This is a genomic window from Streptomyces sp. NPDC089915 (assembly GCF_040684675.1).
In the GTDB taxonomy this organism is placed as follows: domain Bacteria; phylum Actinomycetota; class Actinomycetes; order Streptomycetales; family Streptomycetaceae; genus Streptomyces.
In genome coordinates, this window is the sequence record NZ_JBFBGN010000130.1 from 1 (window position 1) to 18321 (window position 18321).

The 18321-nt window shown below is 73.1% G+C and carries 15 protein-coding genes and 2 pseudogenes; 11 read left to right on the forward strand and 6 right to left on the reverse strand.

Features of this window, described 5'->3' with window-relative positions:
• On the reverse strand, positions 1-808 hold an 808-nt coding region (locus AB0O29_RS28325), incomplete at its 3' end, for an NADH:flavin oxidoreductase/NADH oxidase (RefSeq protein WP_365156803.1).
• A 225-nt stretch (positions 809-1033) separates the two neighbouring features.
• Between AB0O29_RS28325 and AB0O29_RS28330 the strand changes: the two genes are divergently transcribed.
• The 6 genes and pseudogenes from AB0O29_RS28330 to AB0O29_RS28355 all read left to right on the forward strand — a co-directional run.
• Positions 1034-2122, forward strand: coding sequence for an exo-alpha-sialidase (locus AB0O29_RS28330; RefSeq protein WP_365156806.1), 1089 nt, complete (start codon positions 1034-1036; stop codon positions 2120-2122).
• A 41-nt stretch (positions 2123-2163) separates the two neighbouring features.
• The gene (locus AB0O29_RS28335; RefSeq protein ID WP_365156809.1) at positions 2164-2715 is read left to right on the forward strand and encodes a GNAT family N-acetyltransferase; all 552 of its coding nucleotides are present in this window, start codon (positions 2164-2166) and stop codon (positions 2713-2715) included.
• A gap of 82 nt (positions 2716-2797) precedes the next feature.
• Positions 2798-4303: a Y4yA family PLP-dependent enzyme gene (locus tag AB0O29_RS28340; RefSeq protein ID WP_365156812.1), complete on the forward strand. Its 1506-nt coding sequence runs from the start codon at positions 2798-2800 to the stop codon at positions 4301-4303.
• On the forward strand, positions 4300-5619 hold the full coding sequence (locus AB0O29_RS28345; protein WP_365156814.1) for a pyridoxal-phosphate dependent enzyme: 1320 nt from the start codon (positions 4300-4302) through the stop codon (positions 5617-5619). Before AB0O29_RS28340 ends, AB0O29_RS28345 begins: the two co-directional genes overlap by 4 nt.
• Before the next feature lies 1 nt (position 5620).
• The gene (locus AB0O29_RS28350; protein WP_365156816.1) at positions 5621-6820 is read left to right on the forward strand and encodes an aminotransferase class V-fold PLP-dependent enzyme; all 1200 of its coding nucleotides are present in this window, start codon (positions 5621-5623) and stop codon (positions 6818-6820) included.
• Positions 6821-6880: 60 nt separating this feature from the next.
• Positions 6881-7612 (forward strand): annotated as a pseudogene (locus tag AB0O29_RS28355) (class I SAM-dependent methyltransferase); the annotation flags it as partial.
• Here AB0O29_RS28355 and AB0O29_RS28360 read toward each other — a convergent pair.
• Positions 7586-7996 (reverse strand): annotated as a pseudogene (locus tag AB0O29_RS28360) (cobalamin B12-binding domain-containing protein); the annotation flags it as partial. The pseudogenes AB0O29_RS28355 and AB0O29_RS28360 sit on opposite strands and share 27 nt — an antisense overlap.
• Before the next feature lie 211 nt (positions 7997-8207).
• Here AB0O29_RS28360 and AB0O29_RS28365 point away from each other — a divergent pair.
• The 3 genes from AB0O29_RS28365 (at position 8208) to AB0O29_RS28375 (ending at position 11209) form a co-directional block, all read left to right on the forward strand.
• Positions 8208-9098 (forward strand): alpha/beta fold hydrolase, encoded by an 891-nt coding sequence (locus AB0O29_RS28365; protein ID WP_365156819.1) that lies wholly within the window; start codon positions 8208-8210, stop codon positions 9096-9098.
• Between the two features lie 31 nt (positions 9099-9129).
• Entirely contained in the window at positions 9130-9501 is a 372-nt protein-coding gene (locus AB0O29_RS28370) for a hypothetical protein (protein WP_365156822.1), read from the forward strand.
• A 247-nt stretch (positions 9502-9748) separates the two neighbouring features.
• Positions 9749-11209 (forward strand): M23 family metallopeptidase, encoded by a 1461-nt coding sequence (locus tag AB0O29_RS28375; RefSeq protein WP_365156840.1) that lies wholly within the window; start codon positions 9749-9751, stop codon positions 11207-11209.
• 21 nt (positions 11210-11230) lie between these two features.
• On the opposite strand, the gene pcrA is transcribed toward AB0O29_RS28375, so the two are convergent.
• Positions 11231-13720 carry a DNA helicase PcrA gene (gene pcrA, locus AB0O29_RS28380; protein WP_365156825.1) on the reverse strand — a complete coding sequence of 830 codons (2490 nt, stop codon included), beginning with the start codon at positions 13718-13720 and terminating at the stop codon, positions 11231-11233.
• A gap of 95 nt (positions 13721-13815) precedes the next feature.
• Here pcrA and AB0O29_RS28385 point away from each other — a divergent pair, with 95 nt between their 5' ends.
• Both AB0O29_RS28385 and AB0O29_RS28390 read left to right on the forward strand, forming a co-directional pair.
• On the forward strand, positions 13816-14172 hold the full coding sequence (locus tag AB0O29_RS28385; protein WP_344163679.1) for a hypothetical protein: 357 nt from the start codon (positions 13816-13818) through the stop codon (positions 14170-14172).
• Positions 14173-14299: 127 nt separating this feature from the next.
• A complete protein-coding gene (locus AB0O29_RS28390) occupies positions 14300-15370 on the forward strand; it encodes a C40 family peptidase (RefSeq protein WP_365156828.1) in 1071 nt (356 codons plus the stop codon).
• Positions 15371-15419: 49 nt separating this feature from the next.
• Here the strand turns inward: AB0O29_RS28390 and AB0O29_RS28395 are convergent, their stop codons facing one another.
• The 3 genes from AB0O29_RS28395 to AB0O29_RS28405 form a co-directional block, all read right to left on the reverse strand.
• Positions 15420-16532: an alpha/beta hydrolase-fold protein gene (locus tag AB0O29_RS28395; RefSeq protein WP_365156831.1), complete on the reverse strand. Its 1113-nt coding sequence runs from the start codon at positions 16530-16532 to the stop codon at positions 15420-15422.
• Positions 16533-16643: 111 nt separating this feature from the next.
• On the reverse strand, positions 16644-17345 hold the full coding sequence (locus AB0O29_RS28400; RefSeq protein ID WP_365156834.1) for a response regulator transcription factor: 702 nt from the start codon (positions 17343-17345) through the stop codon (positions 16644-16646).
• On the reverse strand, positions 17342-18321 hold a 980-nt coding region (locus tag AB0O29_RS28405; RefSeq protein WP_365156837.1), incomplete at its 5' end, for an ATP-binding protein. The genes AB0O29_RS28400 and AB0O29_RS28405, both read right to left, overlap by 4 nt.

The following is an 18321-nucleotide window of genomic DNA, read 5'->3' on the forward strand; positions in this document are numbered from 1 at the left end:
CCCCGTGCTCCTGGAGCAGGGCGGCCAGCCGGACCGTCTCGTCGGCGGTCCAGCCGTCCCGCTCCAGCCAGTCCGTGGCGGAGATCCGGAAGAACAGCGGGAGCTCCTCGGGCCACACGGCCCGGACGGCGTCCACGACCTCGACGGCGAAGCGGACGCGGTTCTCGAAGGAGCCGCCGTAGGAGTCGGTGCGCCGGTTGCTGTGCGGGGAGAGGAACTCGCCGATGAGGTAGCCGTGGGCGCCGTGGATCTCGACGACCTCGTAGCCCGCGGCGAGGGCCCGCCGGGCGGCGGCCTCGAACTGGCCCGTGATCTCGTGGATCTCCTCGACGGTGAGCTCGTGCGGCACCGGGTGCCCCTCGTCGAACGCCACCGCGCTGGGGGCGCTGGGCACCCAGCCGTGCGCCTCCTCGCCGACCGGGCCGCCGCCGTTCCAGGGCTGGTCGGTGGAGGCCTTGCGGCCGGCGTGGCCGATCTGGATGCCGGGCACGGCGCCCCGGGACTTGACGTAGGCGGTGATCCGGCGCAGGGCCTCGACCTGGGTGTCGTTCCAGATCCCGAGGTCGTACGGGCTGATCCGGCCCTCCGGGGAGACGGCGGTGGCCTCCTGGATGATCAGGCCGGTGCCGCCCACGGCGCGGGCCGCGTAGTGCGCGAAGTGCCACTCCCCCGCCACGCCCGCGTTCGGGCCGAAGGCCTCGGCGCTGTACTGGCACATCGGCGCCATCCAGATCCGGTTCGGGACGGTCACCGACCGGAGGGTGTAGGGCTGGAAAAGGGCGGCGAAGGCGGCGGGTGCGGCACTCATGGGGTTCTCCAGACGTCACCGGACGCGCACCGGGGGTCGGCGCGGCGCTAAGTACGAGAGATACCGTACTACGAATTCCCTCGTAGTACGAGAGTTCACGTACAAGCACTCCCGGGGTGCCCCGCGACGGCCTCCGGCCCCGCCTCGGCGGGCGCTGTCAGTGGGTAGGTGCAGACTGGCGGGAAACCTGCCGTATCGGGACAAGGACGTCCGGAGGTGTCGGCCATGACCGACGCGCTACTGCTCGCGGGGACCCGCAAGGGGCTGTTCATCGGCCGCCGCCGGGACTCCGGCCCGTGGGAGTTCGACGGGCCGCACTTCAACGCCCAGGCCGTCTCCGCCGTCGCCATCGACGCGCGGGGCCCGGTCCCCCGGCTGCTGGTCGGCGGCGACAGCTCCCACTGGGGCCCGTCCGTCTTCAGCTCCGACGACCTGGGCGCGAGCTGGCAGGAGCCCGCCGCACCCGCCGTGAAGTTCCCCAAGGACACCGGCGCCTCCCTGGAGCGGGTCTGGCAGCTGCACCCGGCCGGCCCCGAGGCCCCCGACGTCGTCTACGCGGGGACGGAGCCGGCCGCGCTGTTCCGCTCGGCCGACCGGGGCGAGTCCTTCGAGCTGGTCCGGCCGCTGTGGGAACACCCCACCCGCTCCGCGTGGGTGCCGGGAGGCGGCGGCGAGGGGCTGCACACGGTGATCACCGACCCCGCCGACCCGGCCGCGGTGACGGTCGCGGTCTCCACGGCCGGGGTGTTCCGCACCCGGGACGGCGGCGCGAGCTGGAGCCCGTCCAACCACGGGGTCTCGGCCGTCTTCCTGCCCGATCCGGACCCCGAGTTCGGCCAGTGCGTCCACAAGATCGCCCAGGACGCCGGGGACCCGGACCGGCTCTACCTCCAGAACCACTGGGGGGTCTACCGCAGCGACGACGCGGGCGCCGAGTGGACCGACATCGGCTCCGGCCTGCCCTCCGACTTCGGCTTCGCCGTCGCCGCCCACCCGCACCGCCCGGACACCGCCTACGTCTTCCCGCTCAACGCCGACTCCGACCGGGTCCCCGCCGGACACCGCTGCCGCGTCTTCCGCACCCGCGACGCCGGCGCCACCTGGGAACCCCTGGCGAAGGGGCTGCCCGGCGGGGACCACTACGGCACGGTGCTGCGGGACGCGCTGTGCACGGACGACGCCGACCCGGCGGGCGTCTACTTCGGCAACCGCAACGGCGAGCTGTACGCCAGCCACGACGACGGCGACAGCTGGCGGCTGCTGGCCGAGCACCTCCCGGACGTGCTCTGCGTACGCGCCGCCGTACTGCCCTGACCTGACGCCCGGGAGGCCGCGCGTCTGGGAGGCTGGCCGGCATGAACGCCTACCCGCCGCCGGAACTGCGGCAGTTGACCCGTCCGGAAGAGGTCACCCCCCGGCTCCGGGAGGAGCTGACCGACTGCTGGGAGACGGTGGTCAACTCCGGCGGCGCGGTCATCGCCGCCGAGTTCCCGCTGCCTCCCGTGCCCCGGACCGACGTCGCCCCCGTGGTCGACGGGCTGGTCCGCGGCCTCGATCCGGACCTCGGCCGGATGATCGTCGCCACCGTCGGCGGCGCGCTCGCCGGCTGGCTGGTCGTCCGCCGCGACCGCCACCCGCTCGTGGCGCACCGGGGCGCCGTCAACCACGTCCAGACCCTGCCCCGGCTGCGCGGCCGCGGAATCGCCACCGCCCTGATGGGACGGGCCACGGCCGTCGCCCGCGAGGAGATGGGCCTGGAGCGCCTCGCCATCGCCGTCCGGGGCGGCCTGGGCCTGGAGGAGTTCTACGGGAGGCTGGGCTGGACGGAGGTCGGCCGCTGGCCGGGCGCCCTGCGGGTCGCGCCCGGCGACGACCGGGACGAGATCCTGATGAGCCTCGTCCTCTGACAAAAATGCCCCGCGGGGGTTACGGTCTTATGACCGTTTGCCTACACCGGTACGCATTCCTCGGCGGAGAGGAACAGCTGGGATGAGCAACGACCCCTCGCAGGGCGGCACTTCGCACGGCGGCACTTCGTCCCCTCCCTTGTACCTGGAGCCGAGACTCGCACCGCGCACGGCGGCCCTCCTGGAGTCGCCGGCGTTCCTGCACACCCTCGTCGACGCCCTCGGCTCCCCGCTCAACGTGATCCTGCCCGACCAGATCGCCGACAACGTCCGCGGCTTCCAACACGTGTTCGCCCGCCACCGGCTCGCCGGACGGATCTTCTTCGCGCACAAGGCGAACCGCTCCAGCGCCCTGGTCCGCCGGCTGACCACCACCGGCGCGGCCCTCGACGCCGCCTCGCTCACGGAGTTGCAGCACGCCCTCGGTTCCGGGTTCGCCGGGGCCGACCTCATGGCGACCGGCCCCAAGGACCCCGAGTTCCTCTGGCTCGCCGCGCGCGCCGGGGCGCTGGTCAACGCCGACGGCCCCGGCGAGCTGGAGCGGGCGGCCGCCCTCGTGCGGGGCCGCGGACTGCCGCGCCTGCGCGTCCTGTTGCGGCTCTCCGGCTTCGAGGCGCCCGGGGCCCGGAGGCTCTCGCGCCGCAGCCGCTTCGGCACCTCGGTGAAGTCCCTGCACCACCTGCTCGACGTCCTCGACCGGCACCGCGCCGAGCTGGACCCCGTCGGCGTCGGCTACCACCTGGACACCACGAGCGTGGAGGAGAAGGCGACGGCCCTGGAGGGCTGCCTGCACGCGATGGAGGAGTTACGGGTCCGGGGCTTCACCCCCGGGGCCGTGGACGTGGGCGGCGGCTTCGGCGTCGGATACCTGGCCCACGCCGCCCAGTGGGAGCGCTACACCACGGAACTGACCCGCGCCGTCATGGGCGCCCGCCCGCCCCTCACCTGGGGCGGCCACGGCTACGGCCTGCGCGCGGAGAACGGCACCCTGCGCGGCGCGCTCGGCCTCTACCCGGCCCACCGGCCCACCGCCGGCCCCGGCTACCTCGACGAACTCCTCTCGCATCCGGCACCGGGACTGGGCCGCCCGCTCGGCACCCTGCTCCTGGAGGGGCTCTACGAGCTCTACGCCGAACCCGGCCGCGCCCTGGCCGACCAGTGCGGGCTCACCCTGGGCAGGGTGCTGGAGGTCCGCCCGTCCGACACCGGGGAGCCGCTGGTGCGCCTCGCGCTCAACGCCGGGGACGTCAGCCTGGAGGACCACGGCGTGCTCGTGGACCCGGTGCTCCTCCCCCGCGACCCGGCGCCGGCGGCGGCCCCGGTGGCGGTGCACCTGATGGGCAACCTCTGCCTGGAATCGGACCTGATCACCCGCCGGACGGTGTTCCTGCCCCGGCCGCCGCGCCCCGGCGACCTGCTCGCCTTCGCCAACACCGCCGGGTACTGCATGGACTTCGGCGCGACGCGCGCGCAGGGACAGGCGATCGCCCGGAAGGTCGCCGTCCACCGGGAGGGGGAAGGCGCCTGGCAGTGGTGCCTGGACGAGCAGTACTGGCCGCTCACACGTACGGGGGAAGCTCAGGGATGAGGTACGACAGCATCACCGAGGCCATCGGCGGGACACCGCTGGTCCGCATCGACCCGGCCGTCCACGGCCTGCGCCACATCGACCTCTACGCCAAGCTGGAGATGCTCAACCCCTTCGGCTCGCTCAAGGACCGGGCCGCCTGGAACATGACCCGCGGCCGGCTGGCAGGTGCCGCGGAGCGGGGCGAGACGGTCGTGGAGCTGTCCAGCGGGAACACCGCCAAGGCCCTGGCCCTGATCGCGGGCATGCACGGGCTGCCGTTCAAGAGCGTCACCAACCGGATGCGGATACCCGAGGTCAAGGAGCTGCTCCTGCTGCTCGGCGCCGAGATCGAGGAACTCCCCGGCCGCAGCGAGTGCCTCGACCCGACCGACGAGGACGATCCGCTGACCCTCTTCCACCGGCAGCTGAACCTGCCCGGCAGTGCCCACCTGCACACCGACCAGTACTTCAACCCCCTCAACACCGAGGCGCACGCGGCCGGGACCGGCCCGGAGATCATCGCGGACCTGGACGGCCGGGCCCCCGACTGGTTCGTCGCCTGCGTGGGCACGGCCGGCTCCTCGACGGGGGTGGCGCGGGCGCTGCGCGCCCACGACCCGGCGGTGCGCGTCGTCGGCCTGGTCGGGGAGAAGTCGGACTTCATCCCGGGCATCCGCACCATCGACGAGGTGCAGGAGGTCGGGATCTTCGACCCGGCCACGTACGACACCCTGGAGCCGGTGACCTCCGACGAGGCCGTCGAGGGGATGCTGACGCTGCTGCGCCGCTGCGGGCTGCTGGCCGGCCCGACCGGCGGGGCCGCCTACTTCGGCGCGGTCCGCCACCTGCGCGGGCTCGACGCCGGGCTGACGGAGCGCAGGACGGCCGTGTTCATCGTCTGCGACCGGGTGGAGAGCTACGTCGGCTACATCCGCCGGCGCCGTCCGGACCTGCTGGGGCTGGCGCCCGTGCGGAACTCGGTCGCCACCCTGACCGAGGCCGAGCTGGCCGCGGCCGCCGTCATCGGCGTCGACGAGGCCCGGGCGTGGATCGGGGAGCGGCAGCCGCTGGTCGTGGACCTGCGCGGCCCGTTCGCGTACGCCGCGCTGCACATCGAGGGGTCGGTGAACATCGTGGACGAGCTATTCGACGAGCTGGTGCGGGGCGGGCTGCCGTTCGGCCGGAGCCGGCCGGTCCTGCTGGCCTGCCCGGTCGGCGAGAAGTCGGCCCGGTACGCGGCCCTGCTGACCCGCATGGGCCACCCCGACGTGCGCAGCCTGGCCGGCGGGATCATCGCCTGGCGGGACGCCGGCGCTCCCCTGGTGCGTGACTGACGTGGCCGCTCCCGACGCCGAGCTGGCGGCGCTCGCCGACTGGCAGCGTCCGCTGCGCGCCCAGTTCCCGATCGTCGAGGGCCACCCGGGCCTCACCTATCTGGACAGCGCCGCGACCTCCCAGAAACCGCAGCCGGTCCTGGACGCCGTGCAGACGTACCTGACCACCTCCAACGCCAACGCGGCCCGCGGCTCCTACCCCTGGGCCAACACCACGACGGCGCTGGTGGAGGACGCCCGGGATCGGGTGAAGCGGTTCCTGGGCGATCCGGATCCGGAGCGGTCCTCGGTCCACTTCACCAGCGGGACCACGGAGGGGCTGCGGACCGTCGCGCGGGACTGGCTGCCGGCCCTGCTGGTCGACGGGGACGAGATCGTCGTCCCGTTCGCCGACCACCAGGCGAACCTGTCCCCGTGGCTGGAGGCCAGGGACCTGCTGGCCCGCCGGGGGGTGCGGGTGCGGGTCCGGGAGCTGCCGTACCAGGCGGCCTCCGGGGACTACGATCCGCGGGCGCTGGCGGCGGTCACGGGGCCGCGGACCCGTTTCGTGGCCGCCACGCACGTCCACCACGTGTACGGGGTCGACATGAACGTGCACCGGATCCGGCAGGTGGTCGGCCCGCAGGTGCCGATCTGCCTGGACGCGGCGCAGAGCGTCGGCCACCTGCCGGTCTCGGTGGCCGGCCTCGACGTGGACTTCGTGGTGTTCTCGGGGCACAAGACGCTGGCCCTGCCCGGGACCGGCGCGGTCTGGGCCCGCGGGGTGCGGGGGCCGCGGCTGCGGCCCGGCGGCTGGAGCGGCACCCCCAACACGGCCGGGATCGCGAGCCTGACGGCGGCCCTGGACTGGCTGGACGCGGCCGGGACCGGCCGGATCGAGCGCTGGACGGTGGCGCTGACGGCGCTGCTGACCGACGGGCTGGACCGGATGGACGCCTACGAGGTGCTGGGCTGCCGGACCAGCCTGGCGGCGGGGTCCCGGGTCCAGCGGCGCCGCAGCCTGGTCACCTTCCGGCACCGTGACATCGACTCCCGGGACCTCGGGTTCATCCTCTTCAGCCACGGGTTCATGGTGCGGACGGACGGGCACTGCCAGGCCGGACAGGACGGCCGGGAGGGTTCGGTGCGCGTCAGCCTGCACGTCCACAACACCCCGGAGGAGGTACGGGAACTCCTCGCGGCCCTCGCCAGTCTGCAATGATTTCCATGAGCGGGACGTGGCTTCGGTGGCGGAGGCAGTGCGAGCGGCATGGGCGCGGGCATGGGCGTGGGTGCGGACGTGAACGGTGTGAGTACGGGGACGGCTGCGCGCTGGGTGGAGCGCTGGGAGCGCCAGCAGCGGCTGTACGCGGTGGACCGGGAGGAGCGGTTCACGGTCATCGCCGACCTGGTCGAGCAGGTGGCGGGCGGGCTACCCGCCCCGCTGGTGCTCGACCTGGGCAGCGGACCCGGATGCCTGGCGGCCCGGCTCGCCGCCCGGCTGCCGGGCGCCGAGGTGGTCGCGGTCGACTCGGACCCGCTGCTGCTGGAGCTCGGCAGCGCGCACTACGGCCGGGCGCTGCGCTACGTCAACGCGCTGATCGGCGAGCCGGGCTGGCTCGACCGGCTGGGGCTGGACCGGCCGGCGGACGCCGTGGTGTCGGCGACCGCGCTGCACTACCTCGGCGAGCCGACGCTGCGGCAGGTGTACGGGGAGCTGGCCGGGCTGCTGCGGCCGGGCGGGATCCTGGTCAACGGGGACCACATCAGCCCGGACTCGGCGCGGGTGTCCGAGCTCGCGCGGGACGTCGGGCGCCGCCACGCCGAGCGCCACGCGGTGTGCGGGCACGAGGAGGACTGGGAGTCCTGGTGGTCGGGCGCGGCGGGTGATCCGGAGCTGGCCCCCCTGCTCTCGCGCGACGGCGAGGGCGGGCGGGCCCCCTGCGAGGGCAACGACCTCACCGTGTCCGGCCACGTCGCGCTGCTGCGCGGGGCGGGGTTCGCGGACGTGGGTGTTGACCCAGTCGACGATCTCCGTCGTCGTCGCGCCCGGGGTGAAGAGCTCGGCCACGCCCTTCTCCTTCAGGGGGGCGATGTCGTCCTCCGGGATGATGCCGCCGCCGAAGACCTTGATGTCCTCCGCGTCCCGCTCCTTCAGGAGCTCCAGCACCCGGACGAACAGGGTGTTGTGCGCGCCCGAGAGGATCGAGAGGCCGATCGCGTCGGCGTCCTCCTGGATCGCGGTGTCCACGATCTGCTCGGGGGTCTGGTGCAGGCCCGTGTAGATGACCTCCATGCCCGCGTCCCGCAGCGCCCGCGCGATCACCTTGGCCCCGCGGTCGTGGCCGTCGAGACCCGGCTTGGCCACCACCACACGGATCGGACCGGTCACACCCATCGCACTGCCTCCCGAGTGAACGAACGTTAAGTACAGCATTGCGCACCGCACCGTTTCACGGTCAAGCGGGAGGGGGAAATCACACGTGGGACGCCGTTGATTCACCTCGCCCCGTCGCCCCGCCACCGCGCCGACAGCCGCACGGCACGGTGGCGGGGCCACGTCGCGGCCGGCACGGCCCCGTACCCAAGAGGTCCAGGGGAGGCCGTCGATGGGGCTGACGATCGCACCGCTGCCCGTTCCGCGCTCGGGGGCCGCCCTGCGGGCCGCGGTCCTCGAGGCGGTGGTGCTCGCCGGGCACATGCTCCTCTACCCGAGTGGAGTCCGGGAGGAGCGCCGGGGGGAGGGCGCCTCCGGGGCCAGGGCCGGGGCCGGCGCCGGGGGCCAGTTGCCGCCCGTGCTGCTGCTGCACGGGTTCACCGACAACCGGTCCGTGTTCGTGCTGCTGCGCCGCGCCCTCGGCGCGGGGGGCCGGCGGCGCGTGGAGACGTACAACTACTCCCCCTTCACCCTCGACCTGCGCGTCACCGCCCGCCACCTCGCCCGGCGCGTCGAGGAGCTGTGCGAGCGCAGCGGCCAGGAGCGGGTGGACCTCGTGGGGCACAGCCTGGGCGGGCTGGTCGGGCGGTACTACGTCCAGCGGCTCGGCGGTGACGCCCGGGTGCGGACGCTGGTCACCCTCGGCACCCCGCACGGCGGGACCCGGGTCGCCCCCTTCATGGACGCCCATCCGCTGGTCCGCCAGATGCGCCCCGACTCCCCCGTGATGGCGGAGCTGCGCGCGCCCGCGCCCGGCTGCCGGACCCGGTGCGTGGCCTTCTGGAGCGCGTACGACGCCCTGATGGCCCCCACCGGAACGGCCCGGATCGAGCACCCTGACCTGGACGCGACGAACGTCGAGGTCACCGGGATCGGGCACCTCGCCCTCCCGGTGCATCCCGCCGTCATCACCGCCGTGCGCCGCGCCCTCGACGGTCCGGTGCGCGACGCCGGCGCCGAGGCGGGCCCGGGCGCGGGCGCGGACGGGGACGGGGAGGGCTCCACGGGGCCCGTGAGAAAACTCCGGTCCACCGGAACCGGAGAGGAGGGCATGGTCGTCTGAGCCCCCGGAGGTTTCCGACACGGGGGGACGGATGGGCGGGGAGGGCGCTTCGGCGCGGCGCGGGGTGCTCGCGCCGGTGCTGGCGAACCTGGGCCTCGGCGTGCCCGCCGTCGTACCGCTCTACCTGGGGTGGTGGGTGCTGACCGAGTACCTGCCCATGGACTGCCACAGCACGGCCGACCTCGCGAAGCCGGACCTGGCCAACTGCGACTTCCACACCCTCGACCACTCCGCGGCGATGCTGTTCCTGCTGGTCGTGACGGGTGTGCTGCTGGTCGGCGCGGTGTTCGTCGTCGACGCCGTCCTGCCCCCGAGGGCACGCCGGGGGACCTGGCTGCGGTCGGCCGCGCTGGTGCCCGTGCCGTTCGCGCTGCTCCTCGCGTTCGCCTACAACACCGGATGACCCTCGGTCGAACGAATTTCGAACTCAAGGCCAAGGCTCGGTGTTTCGGCGACCGAAAGGCGGCCGAATGCCCGGTTCCCGCGAGGACGAAACCCGCCGAAGATTGTCGAGGCGAGTAACCGCCGGGTACAGTCACGCCACTGCTCTCCTCCGGTGAACCTTGAGTTCCCCGGCCACCCAGGCCCCCACTGCCGAGGCGAAAGAGAAGTTGGTGAACGACCGCCCAACGTCGGGCCAGTACCCCGAAATGGGGCACGACGGCCTTTCCACCACCACTTTCGCTGGTGACCAGGCCTACGTTTCCTATGAAACGCAGGGCCAGGGCTATCAGTACGTCACGGACTACGCCTCCTCGGGCAGTTACGGGACCTACGACTCCTACGGCGCGTACCCGTCGTCCGCCGACACCGGCGCCTACGACACCACCGCCTGGACCTCGCAGCAGGCCTACCTCTCCAGCGTCCCGGCCCAGAGCGTCCCCGAGGACACGACCGGCTCCTGGGACGCGAGCGCCTGGAACTCCGCGCACTCCGAGGGCGCCGGCTACGCGTCGGCCGCGTTCGGGTACGACGCCTCCGCCTCCGAGCAGACCGGGCAGTGGGACTTCTCCGGCTACGGCGACGGCACCGGGCAGGACACCGGCGCCTACGACGCCACCGCCTGGAACGGCGCCGACGGCACGGTGCACTCCGAGTACACCGACTCCGGCACCGGCACCGACTCCTCCTTCGACGCCTACGCCGACGACGAGACCTCCGTCTTCGAGCCCCTCGGCCCCGGCCTCACCGCCTTCGACGAGGCCGACGAGGGCGAGGGGCCGCAGTTCATCGACGGCGCGCACGACCTGCCCACGCAGGCCGTGCCCCTCGCCTCCGCCACCGCCGAGCCGCGTTCCGCGCGCCGGGCCGGCGGCCGGGGCGGGGCCAAGGGCGGCGGCAAGGACGGCGGCAAGGACAAGGCGGGCAGCGCCCGGCGCCGTACGCCGGCCAAGCGCTCCGCCCTGCTGACCGTGGCGGTGCCCTCCGTCTGCGTGATGGGCGTCGCGGGAGTCGCGGCCGCCTCCGTCGGCGGTCTCACCGGCGGCGACAAGCCGTCCGAGGACACGACGACGATGGCCGCCCCCGACCCGGCGTCGGTCAAGCCGGTCGCGGCGAACAACAAGCTCGACACGCAGCTGGCCGCGCTCAGCGCCGACGCCGGCGACTTCGCCGACCGCGCGAGCCGCACCCAGGAGCGGATCGACCTCAAGCAGCGTCAGGAAGCGGACAAGAAGAAGCGGGCCGAGGAGGCGGCGGCCAAGGAGGCGGCCCGTCCGAAGTTCGCGATCCCCGTCACCCAGCACGGCCTGAGCGCCATGTTCGGGCAGGCCGGCGGCATGTGGATGTCCGTGCACACCGGCATCGACTTCCCCGTCTCCTACGGCACCCCGGTCATGGCCGCCACCGACGGCACCATGCGGACCCAGTGGAACAGCGCCTACGGGAACATGGCCATCCTGACCTCCCCCGACGGCACCGAGACCTGGTACTGCCACCTCAGCAGCACCAAGATCCGGTCCGGTCCGGTCAAGGCCGGCGACGTCATCGCCTACTCGGGCAACTCCGGCAACTCCACCGGACCGCACCTGCACTTCGAGGTACGGCCCGGCGGCGGCTCCGCGGTCGACCCCCTGGCGTGGCTGCGCAGCCACGACCTGGACCCGACGTAGGAACCGGGCCGACCCCCGCGGCTAGAGCTTCTGCACCGGCGCGTAGCGCAGGAGCAGGCGCTTCGGCTTGTCGTCCCCGAAGTCGATGGTGGCCTGCGCGTCCGCGCCGGCTCCCCTGACCTCCATGACGGTGCCCAGTCCGAACTGATCGTGCGTCACCCGGTCCCCGACGGCCAGCGCGATGACCGGCTTGTCGGCGGCGCGGCGCGTCGCGAACCCGGACGGGCCCGAGGAGCGGGAGCGCGAGGAGGACAGGAACGCCTCGGGCGAGGTCCCGAAGGAGGACTTCCCCGCACCGGAGGACGACGAGCCGTAGCCGGAACCGCGCATCGGACCGGCCGGCTTCTGCGCGGCGCCGGTGCGCTTCCACTGGAGGTACTCGGCCGGGATCTCCTCCAGGAACCGCGAGGGCGGGTTGTACGAGGGGGTGCCCCAGGCGCTGCGCATGCTGGAGCGGGTCAGGTAGAGCCGCTCGCGGGCGCGGGTGATGCCGACGTAGGCGAGGCGGCGCTCCTCCTCCAGCTCCTTGGTCTGGCCCAGCGCGCGCATGTGCGGGAAGACCCCGTCCTCCATGCCGGTCAGGAAGACCACCGGGAACTCCAGGCCCTTGGCGGTGTGCAGGGTCATCAGCGTGATGACGCCGGTGCCCTCGGTGTCCTCGTCGGGGATCTGGTCGGAGTCGGCGACCAGCGCGACCTGCTCCAGGAACTCGGCCAGGGTGCCCGGGCTGTCCTCGTCCCTCGCCTGCTCGAATTCGAGGGCGACGGCCGCGAGCTCCTGGAGGTTCTCGATCCGGGTCTCGTCCTGCGGGTCGGTCGAGGCCTGGAGCTCGGCGAGGTAGCCCGTGCGCTCCAGTACCGCCTCCAGCACCACGGCCGGGCCGGCGCCGGAGTCGACGATCGTGCGCAGCTCCTCCATCAGCGTGTTGAACCGCTTGACGGCGTTGGTGGAGCGGGCGGCCATGCCGAAGGCCTCGTCCACGCGGCGCAGGGCCTGCGGGAAGGTGATCTTCTCGCGGAGCGCGAGGGCGTCGATCATCGCCTCGGCGCGTTCGCCGATGCCGCGCTTGGGCACGTTGAGGATGCGGCGCAGCGGGACGTTGTCCTCGGGGTTGGCCAGGACGCGCAGGTAGGCCAGGACGTCCCGGACCTCCTTGCGCTCGTAGAAGCGGACGCCGCCGACGACCTTGTAGGGCAGTCCGACGCGGATGAAGATCTCCTCGAACACGCGGGACTGGGCGTTGGTCCGGTAGAAGATCGCGACGTCTCCGGCCTTGGCGTCGCCCGCGTCCGTCAGCCGGTCGATCTCGTCGGCGACGAACTGGGCCTCGTCGTGCTCGGTGTCGGCGACGTAGCCGGTGATGCCGGCGCCGCTGCCGGCCTGGGTCCACAGGTTCTTCGCGCGGCGGTTCTCGTTGCGCTCGATGACGGCGTTGGCGGCGGACAGGATCGTCTGCGTGGAGCGGTAGTTCTGCTCCAGCAGGATCGTCTTCGCGTCCTTGTAGTCCTCCTCGAACTGGAGGATGTTGCGGATGGTCGCGCCGCGGAAGGCGTAGATCGACTGGTCGGCGTCGCCCACCACGCACAGTTCGGCGGGCGGCAGGTCCGGGTAGCCGGGGCCGACGAGCTCGCGCACCAGCGTGTACTGGGCGTGGTTGGTGTCCTGGTACTCGTCGACGAGGACGTGGCGGAAGCGGCGCCGGTAGTGCTCGGCCACGTCCGGGAAGGCCTGGAGGAGGTGGACCGTGGTCATGATGATGTCGTCGAAGTCGAGGGCGTTGGCCTCGCGCAGCCGGCCCTGGTACATCGCGTACGCCTGGGCGAGGGTCTTCTCGAAGCCGTCGGCGGCCTGGCCGGCGAAGGCGTCCTCGTCGATGAGCTCGTTCTTGAGGTTCGAGATCTTGGCGTTGAAGGACTTGGGCGGGAACTTCTTCGGGTCCAGGTCCAGGTCGCGGCAGACGAGCGCCATGAGGCGCTTGGAGTCGGCGGCGTCGTAGATCGAGAACGAGGAGGTGAAGCCGAGCCGCTTGGACTCGCGGCGCAGGATCCGCACGCAGGCGCTGTGGAAGGTGGAGACCCACATGGCGTTGGCGCGCGGGCCGACGAGGTTCTCGACGCGCTCCTTCATCTCGGCCGCGGCCTTGTTGGTGAAGGTGATCGCCAGGATCTGGCCGGGGTGGACGTGCCGCGCGGACAGCAGGTGCCCGATCCGGTGGGTCAGCACCCGGGTCTTGCCGGAGCCGGCGCCGGCGACGATGAGCAGCGGGGAGCCCGCGTGCACCACGGCCGCGGCCTGCTGCTCGTTCAGCCCGTCCAGGAGGGTCGCCGGGTCGATGACGGGCCGCGGGGCGCCGTCGCGGTAGTACGCGTCGGCGCTCGCGGGCAGGTCGAAGCGGCCGCCGAAGAGGTCGTCCGTGCCCTCCTCGGGGGCGTGGTGCTCCTCGGGCGGCGGGGGGACCTCGTCGGAGGGGGTGAGGTCGGCCAGGAAGCTGTCGTCAAAGAGGCTGCTCATCGCCATCCGAGTCTAGGGGTCGGGACCGACAGGCGGTCCCGCCCCGGGGAAATCCGCCGTCGGGAGCGGAAGGGGCACCCCGTAGGCTCGGCGCCATGACTGTCCTCACCAACGTCTTCGTCGGCCTGCACATCATCGGCATAGCCTCCCTGCTGGGCGGCTTCCTGACCCAGATGAAGGCGATGGGCGCCGGCACCGCGCGCTTCGTGCCCGCGATGCTGCACGGCGCGCTGACCATGCTCGTCACCGGCGTGCTGCTGGTCGGCTTCCACGAGATGGGCGACGGCGCGCCCCTCAACAACATCAAGATCGGCGTGAAGCTGGCGGTCCTCTTCGTGATCCTGGCCCTCGTCTACGTCAAGCGCGACGAGGAGCACGTCGAGAAGGGGCTCTTCGGCGCGGTCGGCGGACTGACCGTGGCCAATATCTTTATCGCCCTCCTCTGGCACTGAGCGGTCCCGTCCGGCCATCGGTGATCAGCCGAGGCCAGTACTGATCAACTCCTCATCCGGCCGTGACCTCCAGGTTTAGCGTCCTCCCCCGAGACCTGCGGGACCGACGGAAGGACGTGAGGCCCCCGTGGCCAGTCATCGAAAGCCCAGGCAGCGCCCGTTCTCCGGCGGCACCGTCCGGACCGCCGCCACCCTCGCCCTCGCGGGCGCTGCCACCGCCACCGCCTTCGAAGGCACCTCGCACGCCGAGCCGCAGCAGACCCCCGCCCAGGTCAAGGCGGAGGTCGACCGGCTCTACGAGGAGGCCGAGGCGGCGACGGAGAGCTACAACGGGGCGAAGGTGCGGGCCGACGAGGCCGAACGGGCGCTGACCGGCCTCCAGGAGGAGGCGGCGCGCAAGGAGGACCGGCTCGGCGCGGCCCGCAGCGCGCTCGCCGCGGTCGCCGCGGGCCAGTACCGCAGCGGCGGCCTGGGCCCGGCCCTCCAGCTGGCGCTCGCCTCCGACCCGCAGGACTACCTGGAGCGGGCCTCCCTCCTCACCCGGGCCGGCGACCGGACCGCCGCCGAGGTGGCCTCCGTACGGCGCGGGCTCGACGAGGTGGGGCGGCTGCGCGCGCAGGCCGACGGGCGCCTGACGGAGGTGCGCGCCCGGCGGGACGAGCTCGCCCGGCAGAAGTCCGTCATCGAGGACCGGCTGGCCACCGCCCAGCGGCTGCTGGCCCGGCTCAGCGCCGAGGAGCGGGCGGCGTACGAGGCGCGGCACGGGGGCGGTGCGGACCCGGCGGGCCGGCCCGCGGGCCCGGTGCCGGCCGGGCGGGCGGGCGCCCCCGCACCGGCCCCCGCCGACGGTTCGCGCGCGGCCCGGGCGGTGGCGTTCGCGTACGGGGCGATCGGCCGGCCGTACGTCTGGGGGGCGACCGGACCGGGCTCGTTCGACTGCTCGGGCCTGACCCAGGCGGCCTGGCGCGCGGCCGGGGTCTCCCTGCCCCGCACCACCTACACCCAGATCAACGCCGGCCGGCGGATCACCCGCGACCAGCTGGCCCCCGGCGACCTGGTGTTCTACTACTCCGGCGTCACGCACGTCGGCCTGTACGTCGGCGGCGGGCAGATCATCCACGCCCCGCGCCCCGGCTCCACGGTCCGGCTGGCGCCGGTCGACTCGATGCCCTGGGCCGGCGCCTCCCGCCCGGCGTAGGGCCGTGACGGGTCCTACGGGCGTACGGCGCCTACAGGTCCTACGAGGCCTACGGCGCCTTGACGGTCTGGCTCAGCCAGCCGAAGGTCTGCGGCAGCTGCTTGGACCAGGACTCCAGGTTGTGGCCGCCGGTGACCTTCTCCGCGTGCACCGTGGTCGGGTTCCGCGCGAGCCCCTTGAGGTCCATGCCGGACAGGTAGCCGTCCTGCTCGGCCCCCGACATCCACAGTGCCACCGCCGGCGGCGCGCTCTGCGCCTTCAGCAGCTCCTTGAGGTTGTGGGTGCGGCGCAGCTCCGGGTCCTTGGCGACCAGCGAGGTGGGCTCCTGGCCGGGGTCGTTGTAGCCCGACAGGGAGACGGCCGCGCCGTAGCGGTCGGGGTGCAGGATGGCCAGCTTGGCGGCGCAGTAGGCGCCCGCCGAGTAGCCGGCGACGCCCCAGGTGCGGGGCTCGTCGGAGACGCGGAAGTTGTCGGTGACCATCTTGCGGACGTCGACGCTGAACCAGCTGTCGGCGTTGACCTTGCCGGGGATGTTGGCGCAGCCGGTGTCGGCGTTGCCGAGCAGCATGGCGCGCGGGGAGACCAGGATGAAGGGCTGGACCTTGCCCTCCTTCATCAGCGGCTCCAGCACCTCGTGCGCCTTGAGCCCCTGGAACCAGGACTTGCCCGTGCCGGGTATGCCGGGGATCAGCTCGACGACGGGGAACTTCTTGTCCTTGTAGGCCGGCTCGTCGTACTGCGGCGGCAGCCACACCATGACGTCGCCCTTGACCCCGGAGATCTTCCCGTCGAGCTCGGTCTTCCGCACACGACCGCCGAGTCCCTCGACGGGCTCGAAGTCCTGGCGGACCTTGGGCTCCTGCCTGACCTGCTCGGCCTTCTTGCCGCCCATGCCGTCGGGGCCGAGGTCGGGGGCGGCCTGCACGTAGCTGCCGGTGCCCATCAGGTCGCCCCAGGAGGCGTAGAAGTTCATGTCCCGGTTGACCGCGACGAACACCAGGGTGACGGCGGTGACCTGCGCGAACACCACCATCAGCGCGCGGACGGCCACCCGTGCGGCGGCGGGGCCGCGCACCTTGCCCCACACGGTCAGCGGCAGGACGACGGCGATCAGCGTCAGGCCGATCACCGTCGCGAAGAGAGGGGTCCCCGTCAGGCTCATCACGCCACCCAAGAGGCCGCCGCGACACCCTCCGGTTGCCCTCCCGCACTGCGTTGTGGATCACACCCCGGGGCCGTGGCCCCGGGGTGTCACTTCCGGTTCACCCGCAGGTCAGACCAGGCGTCGCGCGGTGGCCCAGCGGGTCAGCTCGTGCCGGTTGGAGAGCTGGAGCTTGCGCAGTACGGCCGAGACGTGCGACTCGACGGTCTTCACCGAGATGAACAGCTGCTTGGCGATCTCCTTGTACGCGTACCCGCGCGCGATCAGCCGCAGCACCTCCCGCTCGCGCTGGGTGAGCCGGTCCAGGTCCTCGTCGACCGGCGGGGCGTCCGTGGAGGCGAAGGCGTCGAGCACGAACCCGGCCAGCCGCGGCGAGAACACCGCGTCCCCGTCCTGGACCCGGAAGACGGAGTCCACCAGGTCGGTGCCGGTGATGGTCTTGGTGACGTAGCCGCGGGCGCCGCCCCGGATGACCCCGATGACGTCCTCGGCGGCGTCCGACACCGACAGCGCGAGGAACCGCACCGGGTTCTCGGCCGCCGCCATCAGCGGGGCGCAGCGGCGCAGCACCTCGACCCCGCCGCCGCCCGGCAGGTGGACGTCGAGGAGGACCACCTCGGGCCGGGTGGCGGTGATGACGGTGACGGCCTGGTCCACGTCGGCGGCCTCCCCGACGACCTCGACGCCGGTGCGGGCCGTCTCCCCGATCTCCGCCTGCACTCCCGTGCGGAACATGCGGTGGTCGTCGACGAGGACCACCCGGACCCTCCTGGCCCCGTCGTTCACAGCGCTGTCCCCGGTCGTCCCCGTCATGCCGCGTTCGCCACCCTCTCCATCTCCAGTTCCACTTCCGTGCCACCGTCGGGCGCGGAGCGCAGCCGGGCGGTCCCGCCGTTGCGCTGCATCCGGCCGATGATCGATTCTCGTACGCCCATGCGGTCGCCCGGTACCGCGTCGATGTCGAAGCCCGGTCCCCGGTCGCGTACGGACACGAACACCGTGCGCCCCTCGACCTCCGCGTACACCTGGACCGGGCCGCCCTCGCCACCGTACTTGGCGGCGTTGACCATCGCCTCGCGCGCGGCCTGCATCTGCGCGGCCAGCTTCTCGTCGAGCGGGCAGTCGCCGACGACGACCACCTCGATCGGGACGCCGTGGTGGTCCTCGACCTCGGCGGCGGCCTTCTTGACGGCCTCGGCGAGGGTGGCCGGCTCCTCGGCCTCGTCCTTGCCGGTGCCCTCGGGCTTGTACAGCCAGTTGCGCAGCTCCCGCTCCTGGGCGCGGGCGAGGCGGCGGACCTCGCCGACGTCCTCGGCGTTGCGCTGGATCAGGGTGAGGGTGTGCAGCACGGAGTCGTGGACGTGGGCGGCGACCTCGGCGCGCTCCTGGGCGCGGATGCGCATCAGCCGCTCCTCGGAGAGGTCCTGGGTCATCCGGATCAGCCAGGGCCCGGCGAGCAGGGCGATGCCGACGAGGACGGCGAGGACGGCGGTGAGGAGGTTGCCGAGCTGGGCGGCGGAGCCCCGGACGACGATGAAGACGGTCAGGCCCACCCCGACGAGCACCACCCCGGCCAGCGCCCGGGCCAGCTGGAGCAGCCGCTTGCGCCGGTCCCCGGCGGGGCCCCAGTTGGCGCGGCGGGCGTTGTCGGCCTGCCGCCAGACGAGGACGACGCCGGCCCCGACGAGCAGGGTGGGCCAGATGTAGCGGCCGTTGGCGCCGCCGACGCGCAGCTGCGAGAAGAAGATGCCCGCGCCGACGGCCAGGGCGATCAGGCCGGAGACCGCGC